The sequence below is a fragment of the Pseudonocardia oroxyli genome, assembly GCF_900102195.1.
Classification (GTDB): domain Bacteria; phylum Actinomycetota; class Actinomycetes; order Mycobacteriales; family Pseudonocardiaceae; genus Pseudonocardia; species Pseudonocardia oroxyli.
Genome location: NZ_FNBE01000002.1, coordinates 295,419 through 313,792, shown reverse-complemented (window position 1 = coordinate 313,792; position 18,374 = coordinate 295,419). Strand labels below are relative to the sequence as shown.

Genomic DNA, 18,374 nt, shown 5'->3' with positions numbered 1-18,374 from the left:
GTTCTCCATCCGGTGGGGGAGCGACCTCAGGCGAGGATCCCGGCGGGAGTGCTGAGGGGGAGCGTAGGCACCACGGGGCCGTCCGCACCCGCGGGAAGCGGCTGTTCGGCGGACGGGTTCCCACCGGCGGTGGCCGGTGCGTTCGGCGTGGTGGAGTCCTTCTGCCGGGGCGCGTTCTGGGCCCCGCGGACGTTGGTGGGGCTGCCCTGGGGCTCGGCGCAGTAGGCCTTCGCGTTGGCCGGGATGTCGCTGACGTCGCTGCCGGCGCGGTGCGGGGTGCCCTCGTACCCGGCGACACAGGGGACCGGGTCGAAGACGTTGAGCACGAGCCCGAGGTGCGCGGTGCCGTCGTTGGGCGCCACCGTGTACGAGTTGGCGACGGCACCGGGGTAGGTCGCCAGGAGCTGGTTCAGGTTCGCCTGTCGGGGCTCCGCGATCCGGGAGACGGTCAGCAGGTTCGCGACCACCTCCGACAGCCCGCCGCCGCTCTCGCGGAGCAGCCCGCGGATCTGGTCGGCGGCCTGCGGCGCGGTGTCGATCAGCCGGCGCAGGTCGGGGTCGGAGGTCTTCAGCTGCTCGGCGAGCAGCTTGAGCGAGGACGCGAAGTCCGCGAACTGGCCCGCCGTGTCGTTCTGCGTGGTCAGCACGGTCCGGCCGTCTCGCAGCAGGTCCCGCGTCTGCGGCAGGGCCTCGATCGCGGCGCGGGAGAACTCGTCGGTGGTGTCGAGCAGCCGCTGCAGCGGCACGCCGGTGTTCGCGAAGCCCCGCCCCAGCTCGTCGACGACGGTCTGGAGGCTGTCCAGCGGCACCGACCGGACGAACCCGTCGAGGCTGCCGACGAGCTCGTCCACCTGCACCGGGACCGTCACCCGGGAGGCCGGGATCACCGTTCCCGACGCCAGCACGGGGCCGCCGTCGGACGCGGGCTGCAGGTCCACGTACTGCTCGCCGATCGCGGAGAGGTTGCGCACAGCGGCATTGAGGTCCGCCGGGATGTCCGGGCCGCCGCGGTCGAGGTCGAGCTGGACGTCGACGCCGTCCCCGGTGAGGGTGAGCGGGCCGACCCGCCCGACGCTCACTCCGCGGTAGGTCACGTCCGCGCCGGTGAAGATGCCGCCGGAGTCCTTGAGCGACAAGGTGACCGGGTAGGTCGTGGCGCCGAAGACCCGCCCGAGGTCCGCGTAGCGGAAGCCGACGTAGCCCACGCCGACGACGGCGATCACCAGCAGCGCGAGCAGCTGGAGCCGGATGGTCCGGGTGATCATCGACCGCCTCCCAGCAGTCCGCCGAGCAGGCCGCCGCGCCCACCCGAACCGGTCGGCGCCCCGGGGTCGCCCGAGCCGTCCGTCGGCCCGGGCGGGACGGGGGTGGCCGTGCGCGGGACCGTCGACGGGGGGTCCGCCCGGCCCTGGCCGGTGGTCGTCGGGACCGGGCCGAGCAGCGGGATCTGCGGCTGCCCGGACCCGTTGCCGCCCACGAGCGGGGCGAGCAGCTGGGCCGTGGGCGGCAGCTGACCGAGGATCGGCAGGTCCGGGCTGAGCGGGGTGTTACCGCGGATCAGGTTGTCGAGCAGGTTCTTCGCGTCGGCGTCGACCCGCACGTAGAGGTTCGCGTAGTCGCCCGCGAAGGCGTCCTTGCCCGCGTCGGTGAAGGGGAAGGAGCCGATCAGCTGCAACGAGTTCGGCAGGTCCTGACCCGACTCGGCGAGCTTGGCCAGGGTGGGCTGCAGCGCCTTGAGGTCGGCGAGGACGTCCTCGCGGCTCCGGTCGATCGTGTCGGTCGCCGTGCCGGAGAGCCGGTCGAGCGCCTGGAGCATGTCGACGAGCTGTCCGCGCTGGCGCTCCAGCTCGGCGATGCCGGGCTCGAGGTTGTCGAGCGCGTTCTCGATCTGGGGCCGCCGGTCGTTCAGGGTCGCGGCGAGCCGGTTGATGCCGTCGAGGGCGCGGGTGATCTCGCCCTTGCGGTCGTCGAGCGCGCCGACGAGCGTGTTCAGGTTGTCCAGCAGCGAGCGGATCTGCGGCTCGCGACCGGTCAGCGCCGCGTTCAGCTCGGTGGAGATGGTCTTGATCTGCGCGACGCCGCCGCCGTTGAGCAGCATGGACAGCGCGCCGAACACCTCCTCGACCTCGACGGCGCGGCCGGCGCGCTCGATCGGGATCTGCCCGCTGTCCCGCAGCGAACCGGTGGCGCCCTGCGCGGGTGCCGCGAGCTCCACGAACTTCTCGCCGAGCAGCGACGTCGTGCGCACCCGGGCGGTGGCGTCGGCGGGCAGCGCGACCGCGCCGTTCACGGCGACGGTGACGCGGGCGTTCCAGCTCTGCGGGTCGACGTCGATGCTGCGCACGGTGCCGACGCTGACGTCCGCCACCTTGACCAGGGACTGGGGCACGAGGTCCACGACGTCCGGGAACTCGATCGTCACCTGGTACGGGTCGTCGCCGAGGTCCGCGCCACCGGGGAGCTCGACGCCGCGCAGGCCGCCGGAGAGCACCCCGCAGCCGCTGAGCGCGAACGTGGCGACGGTCAGGGCCGCGACCAGCCGCTTCACGAGCCACCTCCGAACAGCGTGGAGAAGAAGCCGCCGATGCCGCCGGACTCCTGGGGGGCCGCCGGGCCCGCCGGGGCCGTCGTCGGCGCCGCGGGCAGCGGGGCCGCCGGAGCGCCACCCTGCTGCGGGGCGGGTGCCGCGGGGTCCGGGTTCTGCCCGGTGGGCGGCGGGATCGTCGGGATCGCCAGACCGGCCACCGGGATGGGCCGGCCCTTGTACAGCGAGTCGAGGATCTGCACCGGGCTCGGGATCACGCCCGGGTCCGGGAGCTGCCGGCAGGCGTCGAGCAGGCCGGTCAGGGCCTGCAGCTGCTCCGGCGTCACCGTCTTGACCTGGTCGCAGACGATGTACAGCAGGCCGCCGCTGCCCAGCTCGTTGAGGTTCGCCCGGGTGTCGAGGGTGCCGCTCGCCCCGTTGTAGGTGTTGGCGAGGTTGGAGACGCCCAGCGGCGCCACGTCCAGGATCTCGGTGAGCGCCCGGCGCTGCTCGACGAGGGTGGAGGTCACGTCGCTCAGCCGGTCGACGTTCGAGCGCAGGATGTCCCGGTTGTCCCGGACGAAGCCCGCGACGTCCCCGAGCGCGATGCCCAGGTCGTGCAGCGCGCCGCCGAGCTCCTCGCGGTCGTCGGCGAGGAAGCCGGTCACGTCCGCGATGCGGCCGTTGAACTCGCGCACCTTCGCGTCGTCCTGGGCGAGGGTCTGCGTGAACTTCTGCAGCTCGGTGACGGTGCCGTAGAGATCGTCACTGGACCCGGCGAGTGTCGAGGACAGGTTGCCGAGCCCGGTGATCGTGTCGTTGAGCGCCTGGCCGTTGCCCGCCAGGTTCTGCGCGCCGACGTCGAGGGCGTCGGACACCGCGCCGTTCGCGTTCGCCCCGTTGGGCCCCAACGCCTTCGACAGCTCCGTGGCCGTGCGCGCCAGGTCGTCCACGCCGAGCGGGACGGCGGTGCGCTCGAGCGGGATCGTCGCCCCGTCCGGGAGCTGCGGCGCGTCCTCGGCGACGGTCGGGAAGAGCTGGACATAGCGGCCGGTGACCAGGCTCGGCGACACCACGGCGGCCTTCGCGTCCGGCGCGAGGTGCACCTTCGGGTCGGTGATGGTCATGTCGACCTTCACCTGCGTGCCCTCCGGGGTGATCGTGTCGATCGTCCCGACGGGCACGCCCAGCACGCGCACCTCGTTGTCCTCGAACAACGCCGAGGCGTTGGTGAAGTACGCGGTGACCTTCCGGCCGCCGCCGGAGTTGATCAACCACACCCCGGTGGCCGCCAGCACGGCGATGACGGACCCGAGCGCCACGATCTGGATCAGGCGCTTGTCCCCCGCCCACGATCCGGCCATCAGCAGCCTCCTGGGTTCAGCGGGCCGAGCGTCGGGACCGGCAGCAGACCGCAGATGTAGTTGTCGAACCAGCGCCCGTTGCCGAGGGCGTTGGAGAACAGCCGCACGAAGACCGCCTCGTTCTTCAGCGTCTCGGCGAGGTTGTCCTGGTTGCGCTGCAGCACCGCGACGACGCGGTCGAGGGTCTCCAGCGTCGGCCGCAGCTGCTCCCGGTTGTCCGCCACCAGGCCCGACAGCTGCTGCGAGAGCAGCCGGGTGCCGGAGAGCAGCCGGTCGATCGCGTCCCTGCGCTTCTGCAGCTCGCCGAGCAGCAGGTTGCCGTCGGAGAGCAGCTGGTCGAAGTCCTGCCTGCGGTCCGCGAGGATCCCGGACAGGTTCCGGGCGCCCGCCAGGAGCTTCCGGATCTGCTCGTCCCGGCTGGAGATCGTCGTGGACAGCCGGGACAGCCCGTCGAGGGTGCCGCGGACGTCGTTCGGGGTGTCGCGGAAGGTGTCCGAGAGCGTCTCCAGGCTGGTGGCCAGCTGGGCCGTGTCGATCTGGTCGATGGTGCCGGAGAGCCCGTTGAAGGCCTCGACGACGTCGAACGGCGAGATCGTCCGCTCCCGCGGGATGGCCACGGACGGGTCGAGCTCCTGGTCGCCCTGCACGTCGAGGGCCAGGTACTTCGAGCCGAGCAGCGTGGCGATCTCGATGGAGGCCGCGGTGCGGTCCCCCACCCAGGCCGAGTCGACGCGGAAGTCGACGGCCACGTGGTCGCCCTCGAGCTCCACCGACGTCACCCGCCCGACCTCGACGCCGGCGACGGTCACCCGGTCGCCCGACTGCAGCCCGGCGGCCTCGCCGAACTCGGCCTGATAGGTCCGGCCGCCGAAGAGCGACGGGGCCTGGAAGGCGACGACGGCGACCACGGCGATGAGCACGAGCCCCACCACGGCGAGCAGGACGGGACGGCGGGTCATCGGTTCCCTCCCGTCAGCGGGGCGAAGATGGGCAGGTCGGGGGCACCGGGCGGCACCAGGCCGTTCGCCAGCTGTTGCAGCGCGGGCGGCACGCCGGGCACCAGCGGCGGGGACTGGCCCTGCACGCCGTCGGGGTCCGGGCCGCAACGCGGCGAGTCGGACTTGAACACGGGGATCTCGACGGCGGGCAGGAGGTCACCCAGCCCGATCGAGCCGGAGGCCCCGCAGAGGTAGAACTGGAACCAGCTGCCGTAGCTCGCCGCGCGGCTGATCGTGTTCAGCTTGCCCGGCGCGAACTGCAGGAACCGCTCGATGGTCGGCTCCGCCCGGTCGAGCCGGCCCGCCAGGTCACCGAGCGCGGAGATGTCCTGGCGCAGGGGCTCGCGGGCCTCGCGGAGGAAGCCGCCGGTGGTCTCGGTGAGGTCGCCGAGCGAGGTGATGGCGTTCCCGATGGGCTCGCGGTCCTGGGCGAGCCCGGACACCAGCTGCCGCAGCGAGATCACCAGCTGGTTGAGCTGCTCGTCGTGGCTGTTGACGGTGTCGAGCACGCCGTTGAGGTTGTCGACGACCTGGCCGATGACCGCGTCCCGGTCGGCGATGGTGCTGGTCAGGGACGCCGTGCTGGCCAGCAGGCTGTCGATGGTCCCGCCCTGCCCCTGCAGGGTGCTGACGATCTCGTTCGACAGCCGGTTGACCTGCTGCGGGTCGAGGCCCTGGAACAGCGGCTTGAAGCCGTTGAACAGGGTCGTCAGGTTGAGCGGCGGCCGGGTCTGCGCCACCGGGATGGTGTCGCCCGGGGCGAGCCTGCCGCTGCCGCCGCCCTGGGCCAGGGAGAGGAAGCGCTGCCCGATCAGGTTCTTGTAGAGCACGCTCGCGGTCACCGACTGCGGGACGGTCAGGGTCGAGTCGACGCTGAAGTCCACCTGCGCCTCGCGCCGGTCCACGATCTCGATCTTGTCGACGGAGCCGACCGCCACCCCCGCGATCCGCACGTCGTCCCCGACCAGCAGGCCGTTGACGTCGGTGAAGCGCGCCGAGTACGTCGTCTTGTCCCCGCCCTGGCTGTTGGCGATGGTCAGCGCGAGCACGGTCGTCGCCAGGGCGGTGACCAGGGCGAACGCCAGGAACTTGGTGAGCGGTCCGAGCGGGAGCTGCTTCACGTGAAGGTCACCTCCGCACCGCGGTAGAGCGGGCCCACGAGCACGGAGCCCCACTCGGGGACCTCACCCGGCGCGACGCCCTGCCGGGCGCCGACGAGCTCGGCGATCTGCTGCTGCTCCCCCGGCGAGTTGGTGATGCCCATGTCGTACGAGATCGGCTTCACCGTGCCGCCCGCGCCGACCTGGGTGCCCGGCCGCCACGCGAACCCGCGGACCAGGTCCCACGAGTACGTGCCGTCGAACGTGCCGTAGTCCTCCACGCCGAACTGCGCGGGCGGCCCGACGGGCTGGCCGACGGGCGGGGCGGGCGGCACCGCGCCGTCCCGGAACGGACCGTCCGGCGGGTACTGCGGCCCGGGGTCGATCATCGGGTAGCAGCGCGGGCCCCGGTCGTCCCGGTACTCCGGCTCGTCCTGGTTCGGGATGTACTTGCCCATCGTCGGGCCGATCTCGAGGGTGATGTGCACGCCCGGCTCGTTCGTCCCCTTGCCGAACACCTGGTCCAGGTACGGGATCAGGCCGGTGACCTGGGAGAAGAAGCACGGCAGCTCGGGCGAGTAGCGCCGCAGCGTCTCCAGGGTCGGCCTGCCCGAGGCGGCGAGCCGGATCAGGTTCTCCTTGTTGGCGTCCAGGAAGGCCCGCAGGTCGTCCGAGGCGCCGCCCACGGAGGCGTAGAGCGCACGCAGGTTCGCCGCCTCGTCGGTGATGGTCCGGCTGGTCGTGGTGAGCGCGTCGAGCGCGTCGAGCAGGTCGGGTGCGGCGTTCGACAGGTTCTCGGAGAAGTCCGCGAGCTGGGAGATGTCCTCCTGCAGGTCCGGGATCGCCGGGCGCAGGCCGCCGGTCAGCGTGTTCAGCTGCTCCAGGGTCCGTCCGAGCTGGTCGCCGCGGCCCTGCAGCCCCTGCGACAGCGCGCCGAGGGTCGTCGCCAGGTCCTGCGGCCTGACCGCCTGGAGCAGCGGGAGGAGATCGTCGAGCACCCGCTCGACCTCGATGCCCGCCACGCTGCGGTCCTGCTGGATGGTGTCGTAGGAGGCGAGCTTCACGGCCCCGGGGTCCGAGGGCGGGACCAGCGACACGAACTTCTCGCCGAAGAGCGTCTTGGGCAGCAGGCGGGCGGTGACGTTCGCCGGGATCAGGTCGGCCTTGTCCTCGTCGATCATCAGCTCGACGTCCGCGCCACTGCCCGTCGTGCTGATCTGCTCCACCCGCCCGACGATCAGGCCCCGGATCTTGACGTCCGCCTTCTCGTTGAGCTGCGTCCCGACCCGGTCGACGTGCAGGGTCACCGGCACGCCGCCGCGGAACGCACCCGCGTACCGGGCCACCGCCAGCCCCAGCAGCAGCGCGATGACCAGCACGAACACCAGCCCGCGCAGCGCCTTCCCACCGTCGACGGTTCTCATGTCGCCACTCGCACGCTCGTGTCGGCCCTCATCCCGCGACCCGCACGCTCGTGTCCGTCCCGAACAGGACCAGGGTCAGGAAGAAGTCCAGGATCGCCGTGCTCACGATGGACAGCCGGACCGCGCGCCCCACGGCGACGCCGACGCCCGCAGGCCCGCCGCGGGCGTGGTAGCCGTAGTGGCAGTGGATCAGGATGACCACCGTGGCGAAGATGATCACTTTCAGGTAGGACGCCAACACGTCGCTGACCGGCAGGAACAGGTCGAAGTAGTGGTCGTACGTGCCACCCGGCAGCCCGTTGATCACGGTCACGTTGATCCGCGCCGCGGCGAAGCTCATGAGCAGGCCGATGGTGTACATCGGCAGCACGGCGATGATCCCGGCCAGCACCCGCGTCGTCACGAGGAAGGGGACCGACGGGACGGCCATGACCTCCAGCGCGTCGACCTCCTCCGAGATCCGCATCGCGCCGAGCTGGGCGGTGAAGCCCGCACCCAGGGTCGCGGTCAGCGCGGCCGCCGCGACCAGCGGCGCGATGTCGCGGGTCGTGAAGTACGCGGTGATGAAGCCGGTCAGGGCCTCGACGCCGAGCGAGTCGAGCGCGCGGAAGCCCTGCAGACCGACGAGCGAGCCGACGAACAACGACAACGCGGCCATGACGCCCGCGGTGCCGAGGATGACGATCAGGGCACCCGAGCCGAAGCTGACCTCGGCGAGCAGCCTGCCGATCTCCTTCGGGTAGCGGCGGACGGTGCGCGGGATCCACGCGATCGCGCGCGCGTAGAGGGACAGCTGGTCGCCCAGCTCCTCCAGCTGTCGGACCGGCTCGCGGACGAGCTGCGCTGCACGTGCCACGTCAGATGCCCTTCGGGGGAACGAGCTCGAGGTACAGGGCCGTCAACACGAGGTTGATCAGGAAGACCAGGACGAAGGAGATGACCACGGACTGGTTCACCGCGTCGCCGACCCCCTTGGCGCCCGGCGGCGGGTTGAGCCCGCGGTAGGCGGCCACGATCCCGGCGACGAAGCCGAACAGGAACGCCTTGACCTCGCTGACCACGATGTCGCTGACCTGGGCGATCGCCGAGAAGCTCGCGACGTACGCACCGGGCGTCCCGCCCTGGATGATCACGTTGAAGAAGTAGCCGCCGCCCACCCCGACGACGGTCGCGAGGCCGTTCAGCACCACGGCGGTGGTCGCCATGGCGAGCACCCGCGGCACGACGAGGCGCTGGATCGGCGAGATGCCGAGCACCTTCATCGCGTCGATCTCCTCGCGGATGGTGCGCGCCCCCAGGTCCGCGCACACCGCGCTGCCGCCCGCGCCGGAGATGAGCAGTGCGGTGACGATCGGCGCCGCCTGCTGCACGATGGCGAGCACCGAGCCCGCGCCCGTCTGGCTCTGCGCCCCGAACTGCTGGGTCAGGGACGCCAGCAGCAGCGCGATCGTCGCGCCGAACGGAATGGTGAACAGCGCCGTGGGCAGCGCGGAGACCTTCGTGACGAACCAGGTCTGCTCGATGTACTCGCGCAGCTGGAACGGCGGCCGGAAGATCTGCTTCGTGATGTCCAGGCCCAGCGCGAACAGCCGGCCCACGGGGGTGAGGGCACGGGTGATCGGGCTGGGGCCTGCCTGCTGGGGAGCGGACACGACATTCCTCGGGGAGCCTGTGCGTGGCGATCGTCGCCAGGGCGACGATCGCCGCTCACGAGGGGCGGGCGGGGAGCAGGTTCGCGGTGGATCTCGGGGGATCCCCCGCGACGGGGTGCGGTCGGGGCCGGGTGGGGAGCCCGGCCGGGTGGGCTAGCGGAAGCGGTGCCGACCGGGGCCCGCGGTGGGCCCGGACGGCGGTCGGGTGGTGATCGGGGAACCGAGCGGAGGTTCGGGGGCCTCAGGGTTCTCGGGGTTCTCGGGGTTCCGGGGGTGCTCGGGGGTCTGGGGGGCGTCGAGCCGCGGGATGGTCTGCGTCGGCGCCTCGGCGGCGGGAGCGCTGTAGGGGCTGGCTCCGACGGCGGTGGCGCGCTGCGGGACCTCCTGCTGCTGCGACCGCAGGATGGCCTCCTGCGCGGCGGGCGGCAGGGTGTGCATCATGTCCCGCACCCGCGCCTGCCTGCGCTGCACCGCCTTGCGCTCCGGCAGCCCCGCCGTCGCCTCCAGCTGCGGCTTGACCGGCGGCAGGCCCTCCAGCTCCTCGATCTCGGCCATCTCCCGGGCCGCCTGCGCGGTGTCCTTCTCCTCCGACATCCCGATCGGACCCTGCCGGCGGCCGTTGAGGAACTGCGCGACGACCGGGTCCTCGCTGGTCAGCAGCACCTCGCGCGGACCGAACATGGCCAGGTGCTTGCGGTAGAGCATGCCGATGTTGTCCGGCACGGTCTGCGCGGTGTTGATGTCGTGGGTGACGATCAGGAACGTCGAGTCGGTCTGCGCGTTCAGGTCGATGATCAACTGGTTCAGGTACGCCGTGCGGACCGGGTCCAGACCGGAGTCCGGCTCGTCGAACAGGATGATCTCCGGGTCCAGCACCAGCGCCCGGGCCAACCCGGCCCGCTTGCGCATCCCGCCGGAGATCTCGCCCGGCAGCTTCCCCTCATCACCCTTGAGCCCCACCATGTCCATCTTCTCCGCCACGATGTCGCGGATCTGTGCCTCGGACTTCTTGGTGTGCTCCCGCAGCGGGAACGCGATGTTGTCGTAGAGGTTCATCGAGCCGAACAGCGCGCCGTCCTGGAACAGCACCCCGAACAGCTTGCGGATCTCGTACAGCTTCGACTCGCTACACCGCACCAGGTCGGTGTCGTGGATGACGATCGAGCCCCGCTCGGGCTTGAGCAGCCCGATCAGCGACTTCAAGAACACCGACTTCCCGGTGCCCGACGGGCCGAGCAGCACGCTGACCTCACCCGGCGGCAGCGTCAGTGTGACGTCCGACCAGATGTTGGCGCGCCCGAAGGACTTGGTCAGCCCCTCGACCTTCACCTCGACACCAGGCACGTCGCCTCCTTGCGCGTTCCGGGCGCCCGACCGTGGGCGCACCCGTCCTGGAGCGTCCAACGACGCCGACCCAGTCTGGTTACTCCTCGGTATCCCCGTCTCACCAGGGGGTCGGTTCGCGACCTGAGAACACCGGCGACGGGCCGTGACGGCGACGCGGCGGTCCGTCGCCGTGTGCGCACGCAACGACCCATCGCTACTCCGTCCGGCCCCATGCCGGTACAACCGGGTTCTCAGGTTGCGGATGGAGTGACAGGGCTCGAGTTCACTCGATCGGAGTACGTGTCGTGCGGGACCGGGCAGCCCCGCGGGAAGGTCCCGAGCTGTCGGACGTCGTAGCCGTTCGGGTAGCTCCGGATGTTCGGCGAGTCCTTCACGAAGTGGGGACGGGTGCGGACCGGGAACCGGCGCAGCAGCCGACCGCGCGCCCGCAGCGCGCCCCGCGACAGTGCCTGGAACCACCGCGGCGGAGCCGGGTAGCGGAACGCCTCGCGCAGCGGGGCGTCCATCAGGGACCGGGAGAAGGCGTCGATCAGCGCCGCGGGCGCCTTGTCGTTCGGCGGGAACGTGCAGAGCAGCGCCAGCGTGGAGTCCGCGACGGCGCGCCCGCCCGGGTCGAACGCGAGGTGCGCGCGCTCGTACTCGTCGTGGATCGTGCAGAACTCCTGCCAGGTGTCCGGGATGCCCTTGATCCCCATGTGCCTGCCGAGCTCGCGGTAGTAGTTCGCGCTCGCGACCTTCTCGGTCTCGGAGAAGGGCCGCCAGCCGTAGGCGTCCATCCAGCGGATGGGGCTCACGACGAACGTGGACAGCGTGTAGAGCAGGTCCCCGTTGCTGATCGGGTAGCTGCGGTGCATCTGGTTCATGCGCCGGATCGCGTCGGTCCCGGTGCCCTGGAAGCCGTGCTCGAGCACCGCCTCGAGGATCAGCCCGGTGTCGTCGTAGCGCTTCTGCACGCGCTCGGTGAACTCGCCGGTCTCCGCCAGCAGCTTCCCGATCGTGGGCACGGCGTAGGTGCGGAACAGCGCGAAGGACAGCGCCTGGTTGACGTCCCACGGGAACTCGTAGAGGGTCATCAGGCGGTTGATCTCGACGTAGTCGGTGTGCGGGTCGAGCTGCTCGATCTCCCGCAGCCGGGCGTAGCGGGAGCTCATACCGCCGCCAGCTCCTTCTGGTCCTCGACGTGGAAGCGCTCCTCCAGGGCCTCCGGCGAGGCGTCGACGTCGATCGCGAGGAGGTCCGCCCCGCGGGCCGACTCGATGGCGCCGAGCCTGCGGCCCAGCTTGTCCATCGCGTACTCGGCCATCTCCGAGATGTCGATGCCGAAGGGTGCGGTGTCGTACTGCTCGAAGGTCGCGGTGACGACCCCCATCGCCGGGACGAGGAGCTCCTGCATGCGCTCGTCCACGGCGTCGAACAGGCTGTCGTCGGCGGCGACGTGGCGGCGGCAGGTGAAGGTGCCCCACGCCATGTGGCGGCGCTCGTCGTCCCCGATGTGCTTGATCACCTGCTGGATGCCGGGCAGGATGCCGCGGCTCGCACAGACCTTCTGCCAGGCGAAGTAGCCGGTCAGCGCCAGGGTGCCCTCGACGATGTGGTTGTAGGTGACCGAGGCCCGGATCTGGTTGCGCGGGCTCGGGTCGTGCGCGAGGGCGTACAGCGAGTCCGGGAGCTGCTTGGTGAAGATCTCCATGTACGCGTCGTTGAACGAGATGAACTCGTGGAGATCGGTGGTCATGCCGACGGCGTCGAACCAGAGCCGGAAGGCCTGCGTGTGCTTGGCCTCCTCGTAGACGAACTGGGTCAGGTACATCTCGTCGGCGAACCGGCCCTCGGCGGCCATCGCGGCGACGAAGGGCTGCAGGTCCTGGGTCACCGACTCCTCGCCCGCGAGGAACTGGGCGGCCAGCGCGCAGGTCCACCACCGCTCGTCGTCGGTCATGGCCGCGAAGTCCTCGGCGTCCTGGCTGAAGTCGATGCTCGCCGGGTCCCAGTGCTTCCCGTTCCCCTTGCGGAACAACCGCATCGGGAACGACTCGTGCTTCAGGCCGCCTGCTGCCAAGCTGGCGAACCCCTGACGGTTTCCGTGTTCGATCATGTCGGCTCCCTTGCCGTCAGAATCGGATGAGGCCCCGGATGTTGCGTCCGGCCCGCATGTCCGCATACCCCTCGTTCACCTGGTCGAGGGTGTACTCCCTGGTGATCAACTCGCGGAGCTTGAGCCTGCCGAGGTTGTGCAGCTCGAGCAGGCGCGGCACGTCGTGCTGGCCGTTCGAGCTGCCGAACAGCGCACCCCGGATCTGCTTCTCGTAGAGGGTCAGCTCGAGCAGGGACAGGCTCGCGGTCTCCTGCTCGGCCTTGCCCAGCGCGGTCACGACCACCCGCCCCCGCTTGCCGACGAGCTGCAGCGCCGGCTGGAGGTCGTCTCCCTCGGCGACGCCCGTGGTGAGGATGGCGGCGTCCGCCAGCTGGCCCCGGGTCAGCTCGGAGACGATCGGCCAGGCCTCGTCGATGCTGCTCGCCACGTGGGTGGCGCCGAGCTCGATCGCCTTGTCCCGCTTGAACTCCACCGGGTCCACGGCCACGACGTACCGGCAGCCCGCGTTCACTGCGCCCTGGATCGCGTTGGCCCCGATCCCGCCGATCCCGATGACGACGCACGCGTCCCCCGCCCGCAGGTCGGCCGTGCGGACCGCGGAGCCGAACCCGGTGGTGACGCCGCAGCCGACGAGCGCGGCGAGGTCGAGCGGGAAGCCCTCGTCGATCTTCACGACGGACTTCACCGGCACCACGGTGTGCTGCGCGAACGTCCCCAGAAGGCACATCTGCCCGATGTCCTCGCCGCGGGCGTGCACCCGGTAGGTCCCGTCCAGCTGGGGGCCGAGGGTGGCGCCCGCGCCGTCGTCGCAGAGCGAGGTCATGCCGCGCACGCAGTACGAGCAGCGGCCGCAGCTGGGGAGGAAGGTCATCACGACGGGGTCGCCGACGGCCACCTCGGTCACGCCGGGGCCCACCTCACGGACGCGGCCCGCGCCCTCGTGCCCGCCCACCATGGGGTAGGCGACCGGAAGGTCGCCGGTCACCAGGTGCTCGTCGGAATGGCACAGGCCGGAGGCGGTCAGCTCGACGAGGACCTCACCGGGGCCGGGTGGGTCGAGCTCGACCTCCTCGACCTCCCATTTGCCGCCGAGTTCCCACAGCACCGCTGCTCGGGTCTTCATGGACACCGAGCATGACGGCGATCACGTCCCGGGGCACCGGCCCACGGGTTCCGCGCCTGACCCGCGGGGGCCGGCCGGTCAGGCGGGATCGAGGGGGAGCGTCAGGTGGGCGACCAGGCCGCCGCCGGTGCGCGGCCGCAGCTCCAACTCGCCGTTCATGGCCCCGACCAGCGCCTCCACGATCCACAGCCCGAGCCCGGCGGTGCCGCGGCGTTCCCCGATGGCCACCCCCTTCGACGTCACCACCCCCTCCTGGCCCGGCGGCAGACCGGGCCCGCGGTCGCGCACCTGCGCGGTCAGGATCCCGTCCACGTGGGACAGGGCCAGCTCGACGGGCGCGTCCCCGCTGTGGCGCGCGGCGTTCTCGGCCAGGTTCGTCAGCACCCGGCGGAGCCGCTGGGGGTCGCAGCGGACCACGGCGCCCGGGGGCTCCACCGTGATCCGCCTGCGCGCGGGGGCCACCGCGGCCGCGTCGAGCACCGCCTCGGCCAGCTCGGCCAGCACCACCGGCCGGTCGGTGACCCGGCCGAGGGGACTGCCGTCCCGCACCGCGAGATCGGCCAGCCCCTCCAACATGTCCCGCAGGTGCACGGCGTGCTCGGCCAGCAGCCGGATCGCGGAGTCCGCGGCGGACGGCGAGAGCCTGCCCGCGGCGAGGTCCGCGGTGAGCGCGGTGAGGGAGGCGACGGGCGTCCGGAACTCGTGCAGGACCACGCGGACGCCGTCGAGCCGGGCCCGCTGTGCGGCGACCAGACGCGCCCGCAGCTCCCGCTCGGACACCAGCTTCTCGTGCTCGGCCACGGCCCGGGCCCGCGACTCCGCCGCGACGACGAGCTGGCGCTCGAGCATCCGTGCCAACACCCCGACCAGCACCGCCGCCGCCACGAGGAACCCGCTCCACCACGCCCCGGTGAGGAGCCGCTCGGCCGGCGGGACGTCCGCGTCCGAGCCGAGCACGCACGCGACCGTGAACCCGATCCCGACGCCGAGCGCCCCCAGCCTGCCGACCACCGGGCCCGCGCGCAGCGACATCGCGATGGCGATCAGGGGCAGCACCGCCACGAAGATGCTGTCCGCTCCCCCGGTCAGCCCGCAGGCGACCAGGACCAGCAGGCCGTCGATGACGGTGAGCACCGCGGGCCGCACGGGCAACGGGCGCTCGGCCCACTCGGTGACCAGCAGGGCCGCGGCGTAGAGCGCGGTGCCCGCGACGATCGTCCACACCACCCCCGGCCGACCCCGCGCCAGCTCCGGCCCGATGACCAGCGCCAACCCGACGGCCGCCACCACCGCCGCCCGGATGACCACCGCCGCGCGCTCCTCGGCCGAGTCCGACCGGCGGGTCCAGGGCCCGTAGACCTCCACGCGACTCCCTCCACCGCACCGACAGCACCGCACAGACAGCACCGCACTGACAGCACCGCAGGCGCCGATGCGGGCAGGGTAGCCGGCCCGCGCGCCCGTCCCCGCTCCGGCGGACGGCGCGAGAGTGATCGCCGGCGCGCCCCAGCGGGGGGTGACGGCACGACACCGCCTACGCTCGCCCCGTGCCGGAAGGCCCCTACACCGTCGTCATCGTGGACGACCACGCCCTGTTCGCCCAGGGTCTGGCCCTGCTGCTGGAGTCCCGGGCCGGCGAGACCTTCCAGGTCGCGGGCTCGACGACCGCGGGCGAGGAGGCCGTGGCACTCGTCGGGAGGAACCGGGCGGACGTCGCCGTCGTCGATCTCGCCCTGCCGCCGCTCGGCGGGGTGGAGACCATCCGGCGGATCAAGGCGGCCTACCCGACCACGCGGGTACTCGCCCTGTCCGGGACCGAGGACCTGGACCTCGCCGCCGCCGCGCTGCGCGCCGGTGCGGACGGCTACCTGGCCAAGTCCGCCGACCCGGAGGTGCTGGTCGCGCCGCTGCTGTCGGTGCTCGCCGGGGTCCGCGTGGTGCGCGCCGAACTGCTCGACGCGCTGCTCGTGTCCGCCGACCGCACCGCCGACGGGCTGCTGGACCGGCTCTCCGAGCGGGACGTCGAGCTGTGGCGGCTACTCGCCCGCGGGCTCGAGACCAGCGAGATCGCCCGGCCGATGCTGGTCAGTGAGCGGACCGCCAAGCGCATGATCGCCTCGTTGCTGCACAAGCTCGGCGCGGCCAACCGGATCGAGGCCGCCGCCCTCGCCGGGCGGGCCGGGCTGCTCGACTGAGCCCGAGCGGCTCGCGCGGCTCGAGGGGTTTCCGGGCCGATGTCACCCGTGGGCCGGCCGTGGCCCCCTCGGGGCGTCGCCCCGCAGGCCCGGGCGGGCCAGACTCGGCCGCAACCGAGCGGAGAGGGGCTGCATCGTGGCGGCATTCACGGGCGAGGCCGAGGTGTACGAGTACCTGGGCGGGGTGTTCCGGATGGGCATGGAGGACACCGCGCTCGTCGAGAAGCTCAAGCCGTCGGGGGTGGTCCTGCGGATCACCTACACCGATCCGGACGCGGTGCTCACCGTGGACATGCCGAACTCGCAGATCTTCGAGGGCGCGGGCAACGGGCCGGACCCGAACGTCGAGCTGTTCATGACCGCGGACACCGGCAACCGGTTCTGGCTGGGCAAGGTCGTGCTGCCGGTCGCCCTGGCGAAGGGTCAGGTGCGCGCGAAGGGTCCGGTCGCGAAGCTGCTCAAGGTGCTCCCGCTCGCCAAGGGACTCTTCGGGCCGTACAAGGCGAGCCTGGAGGAGAAGGGGCGCACCGACCTGCTGGCCGCCTGATCGGGTGATCCCGCAGGCGACCGAACGGGGGTGAGCCGATACTCCGTCCGTGGACCTGCCGGAGACCGTGACCATCGACGTGCAGATGTGGACGTCGTTGCGCGGGCGGTTGCACGACTTCACCGTCGTCGTCGCGGACACCCCGGATCCGGCACCCCGCGACGCCGACGAGTGGCATCGGTGGACCGAGGCCGTGCTCGCCGACGTCGCGGACCGGGACGGGTGGCAGTCCGGCCGCTACTACTTCACGACCGAAGGGGACGGGCTCGGGACGCTGACCCGAGACCACTGGGAGTACCGGGCCTGAGTCGTGGTGGCCGGTCCGCCGCGGAGCGCAGCCGCGACCAGGCGGCCTGCACGTCGCCCCACGGGGTGTGGGCGCGGCGCGCGGCACCGTGGGGCGAGCGGCTGTCCACGCCGTAGCGCGGTGCCGCGAGGGCGATGAGGACGAGGACCGAGAGCAGGACGGTAGCTGTCATGACTCCAGTCTGCGTAAGATTGGCCCCTCCCGGGATAGCCAATCATGCAGAGGTGGACTGATGGCTCGTCGGATCGGCAGTGCGAGCTTCAGCCGCCTCCTCGGCACCTGGCGCCCGCCGGACGACCGCGGCCTGGCCGTGGCCCTCGCCGACCGCGTCCGCCTGCTCATCCTGGACGGCAGGCTGGCGCTCGGCACCCGGATTCCCGCGGAGCGGGAGCTCGCCGCCGCGCTCGACGTCAGCCGGACGACCGTCGCCGCCGCCTACGAGACGCTGCGCACCGACGGCTACCTCGACAGCAGGCGGGGGTCGGGCAGCGTCACGCGCGTCCCCACCCCCGCGGGCGGCGATCCGCTCGAACCGGAGACCCCCTTCTCGCCGCTGGTCGGCGGCACCCTGCTCGACCTGGCCCACGCGGCCCTCTCCGCGCCCACCGACGCCCTCCGCCGGGCCGCCGCGGACGCCGTCGTCGAGCTCGACGGCCATCTCGGCGGCCACGGCTACTCCCTCGCGGGGACCCCGGAGCTGCGCCGCGCCGTGGCGCACCGGTTCACCGCGCGCGGCGTGCCGACCACACCCGACCAGATCCTCGTCACCACCGGCGCGCAGAACGCGATCGCGCTGCTCATGAGCCTGTTCACCAACCCCGGCGACCGGGTGCTCGTGGAGCACCCCACCTACCCCAACGCGCTCGACGCGATCCGGGCCCGCGGCGCTCGCCCTGTCCCCGTGCCGCTCACGAGCACCGGCTGGGACGTGGAGCTGCTGCGCGAGACCGTCCGGGACGCCAACCCCGCGCTGATCTACCTGGTCCCGGACTTCCACAACCCGACGGGGGCGGTGATGGCCCCCGCCGACCGCGCCGCCGTCGTCGACCTCGCCCGGCGGACCCGCACCCCGCTCGTCGTGGACGAGACGCTCACCGAGCTCCCCCTCGACGTCCCCCCGCCGACGCCGGTGGCGGCGGGCGCCCCGGAGTCGCCGCTGGTGATCACCATCGGGTCCGCCAGCAAGGTGTTCTGGGGCGGCCTGCGGATCGGCTGGATCCGGGCCGCGGCGCCGCTCGTGCGCCGGTTGGCCGGGCTGCGCCCCGCCGTCGACCTGGGCGGGGCGGTGCTGGACCAGCTGGTGACCGCCCGCCTGCTCGACGACGTCGAGAGCGTTGTCGCCGAGCGGCAGCAGGATCTGCGCGCGGCGCGGGCGGACCTGCGCGCGGGCCTGGCCCGAGCCTTCCCCGACTGGCGCCCCAACCACCCGTCCGGCGGCCTGTCCCTGTGGGTCGACCTGGGCGAACCGGTCTCCAGCAGGCTGGCGGGCGCGGCGCGGCGGCACGGTCTGCTGCTCGCCGCCGGACCGCGGTTCGGGGTGGACGGCGCGTTCGAACGCCATCTCCGGCTGCCGTTCACGCTGCGGCCCGACCGGATGGCCGAGGCGCTGGATCAGCTCACCGCGGCCTGGCAGGGTCTGGACCACCAGCCGGAGACGGGGGCCGACGAGGCCGTCGCGGTCGCGTGACCCGCCCCGTA

At 72.3% G+C, this 18,374-nt stretch carries 17 protein-coding genes; 4 read left to right on the top strand and 13 right to left on the bottom strand.

Going from position 1 to position 18,374, the window contains the following annotated elements; translation table 11 throughout:
• Nucleotides 1-26 precede the first annotated feature (26 nt).
• The 13 genes from BLS43_RS04195 to BLS43_RS04135 form a co-directional block, all read right to left on the bottom strand.
• Entirely contained in the window at nucleotides 27-1,265 is a 1,239-nt protein-coding gene (locus tag BLS43_RS04195) for an MCE family protein (RefSeq protein ID WP_093076931.1), read from the bottom strand.
• Nucleotides 1,262-2,548 (bottom strand): MCE family protein, encoded by a 1,287-nt coding sequence (locus BLS43_RS04190; protein ID WP_093076928.1) that lies wholly within the window; start codon nucleotides 2,546-2,548, stop codon nucleotides 1,262-1,264. Before BLS43_RS04190 ends, BLS43_RS04195 begins: the two co-directional genes overlap by 4 nt.
• Nucleotides 2,545-3,888, bottom strand: a complete 1,344-nt coding sequence (locus BLS43_RS04185; RefSeq protein ID WP_093076925.1) for an MCE family protein — start codon at nucleotides 3,886-3,888, stop codon at nucleotides 2,545-2,547. Before BLS43_RS04185 ends, BLS43_RS04190 begins: the two co-directional genes overlap by 4 nt.
• Nucleotides 3,888-4,847: an MCE family protein gene (locus BLS43_RS04180; RefSeq protein WP_093076922.1), complete on the bottom strand. Its 960-nt coding sequence runs from the start codon at nucleotides 4,845-4,847 to the stop codon at nucleotides 3,888-3,890. Before BLS43_RS04180 ends, BLS43_RS04185 begins: the two co-directional genes overlap by 1 nt.
• A complete protein-coding gene (locus tag BLS43_RS04175; RefSeq protein WP_093076919.1) occupies nucleotides 4,844-6,007 on the bottom strand; it encodes an MCE family protein in 1,164 nt (387 codons plus the stop codon). The genes BLS43_RS04180 and BLS43_RS04175 overlap by 4 nt, the downstream gene beginning before the upstream one ends.
• Complete coding sequence (locus tag BLS43_RS04170; protein ID WP_093076916.1) at nucleotides 6,004-7,410, bottom strand: MCE family protein; 1,407 nt, start codon at nucleotides 7,408-7,410, stop codon at nucleotides 6,004-6,006. The genes BLS43_RS04175 and BLS43_RS04170 overlap by 4 nt, the downstream gene beginning before the upstream one ends.
• Nucleotides 7,411-7,438: 28 nt before the next feature.
• Nucleotides 7,439-8,266, bottom strand: a complete 828-nt coding sequence (locus tag BLS43_RS04165; RefSeq protein WP_093076913.1) for an MlaE family ABC transporter permease — start codon at nucleotides 8,264-8,266, stop codon at nucleotides 7,439-7,441.
• A 1-nt stretch (nucleotide 8,267) separates the two neighbouring features.
• On the bottom strand, nucleotides 8,268-9,062 hold the full coding sequence (locus tag BLS43_RS04160; protein WP_093076910.1) for an MlaE family ABC transporter permease: 795 nt from the start codon (nucleotides 9,060-9,062) through the stop codon (nucleotides 8,268-8,270).
• A 153-nt stretch (nucleotides 9,063-9,215) separates the two neighbouring features.
• The gene (locus tag BLS43_RS04155; RefSeq protein ID WP_093076907.1) at nucleotides 9,216-10,406 is read right to left on the bottom strand and encodes an ABC transporter ATP-binding protein; all 1,191 of its coding nucleotides are present in this window, start codon (nucleotides 10,404-10,406) and stop codon (nucleotides 9,216-9,218) included.
• Nucleotides 10,407-10,639: 233 nt separating this feature from the next.
• Entirely contained in the window at nucleotides 10,640-11,560 is a 921-nt protein-coding gene (locus BLS43_RS04150) for an oxygenase MpaB family protein (protein ID WP_093076904.1), read from the bottom strand.
• Complete coding sequence (locus BLS43_RS04145) at nucleotides 11,557-12,504, bottom strand: R2-like ligand-binding oxidase (RefSeq protein WP_093076902.1); 948 nt, start codon at nucleotides 12,502-12,504, stop codon at nucleotides 11,557-11,559. Before BLS43_RS04145 ends, BLS43_RS04150 begins: the two co-directional genes overlap by 4 nt.
• Nucleotides 12,505-12,520: 16 nt before the next feature.
• Entirely contained in the window at nucleotides 12,521-13,627 is a 1,107-nt protein-coding gene (locus tag BLS43_RS04140; RefSeq protein ID WP_093076899.1) for an NDMA-dependent alcohol dehydrogenase, read from the bottom strand.
• A gap of 78 nt (nucleotides 13,628-13,705) precedes the next feature.
• Entirely contained in the window at nucleotides 13,706-14,992 is a 1,287-nt protein-coding gene (locus tag BLS43_RS04135) for a sensor histidine kinase (RefSeq protein WP_093076897.1), read from the bottom strand.
• Between the two features lie 182 nt (nucleotides 14,993-15,174).
• Between BLS43_RS04135 and BLS43_RS04130 the strand changes: the two genes are divergently transcribed.
• From BLS43_RS04130 to yczR, 4 genes are all read left to right on the top strand, one after another.
• Nucleotides 15,175-15,822, top strand: coding sequence for a response regulator (locus BLS43_RS04130; RefSeq protein ID WP_093076894.1), 648 nt, complete (start codon nucleotides 15,175-15,177; stop codon nucleotides 15,820-15,822).
• A 136-nt stretch (nucleotides 15,823-15,958) separates the two neighbouring features.
• On the top strand, nucleotides 15,959-16,369 hold the full coding sequence (locus BLS43_RS04125; protein ID WP_093076891.1) for a sterol carrier protein: 411 nt from the start codon (nucleotides 15,959-15,961) through the stop codon (nucleotides 16,367-16,369).
• A 49-nt stretch (nucleotides 16,370-16,418) separates the two neighbouring features.
• A complete protein-coding gene (locus BLS43_RS04120) occupies nucleotides 16,419-16,676 on the top strand; it encodes a hypothetical protein (RefSeq protein WP_093076888.1) in 258 nt (85 codons plus the stop codon).
• A 232-nt stretch (nucleotides 16,677-16,908) separates the two neighbouring features.
• Complete coding sequence (yczR, locus tag BLS43_RS04115) at nucleotides 16,909-18,363, top strand: MocR-like transcription factor YczR (protein ID WP_093076885.1); 1,455 nt, start codon at nucleotides 16,909-16,911, stop codon at nucleotides 18,361-18,363.
• Nucleotides 18,364-18,374 lie beyond the last annotated feature (11 nt).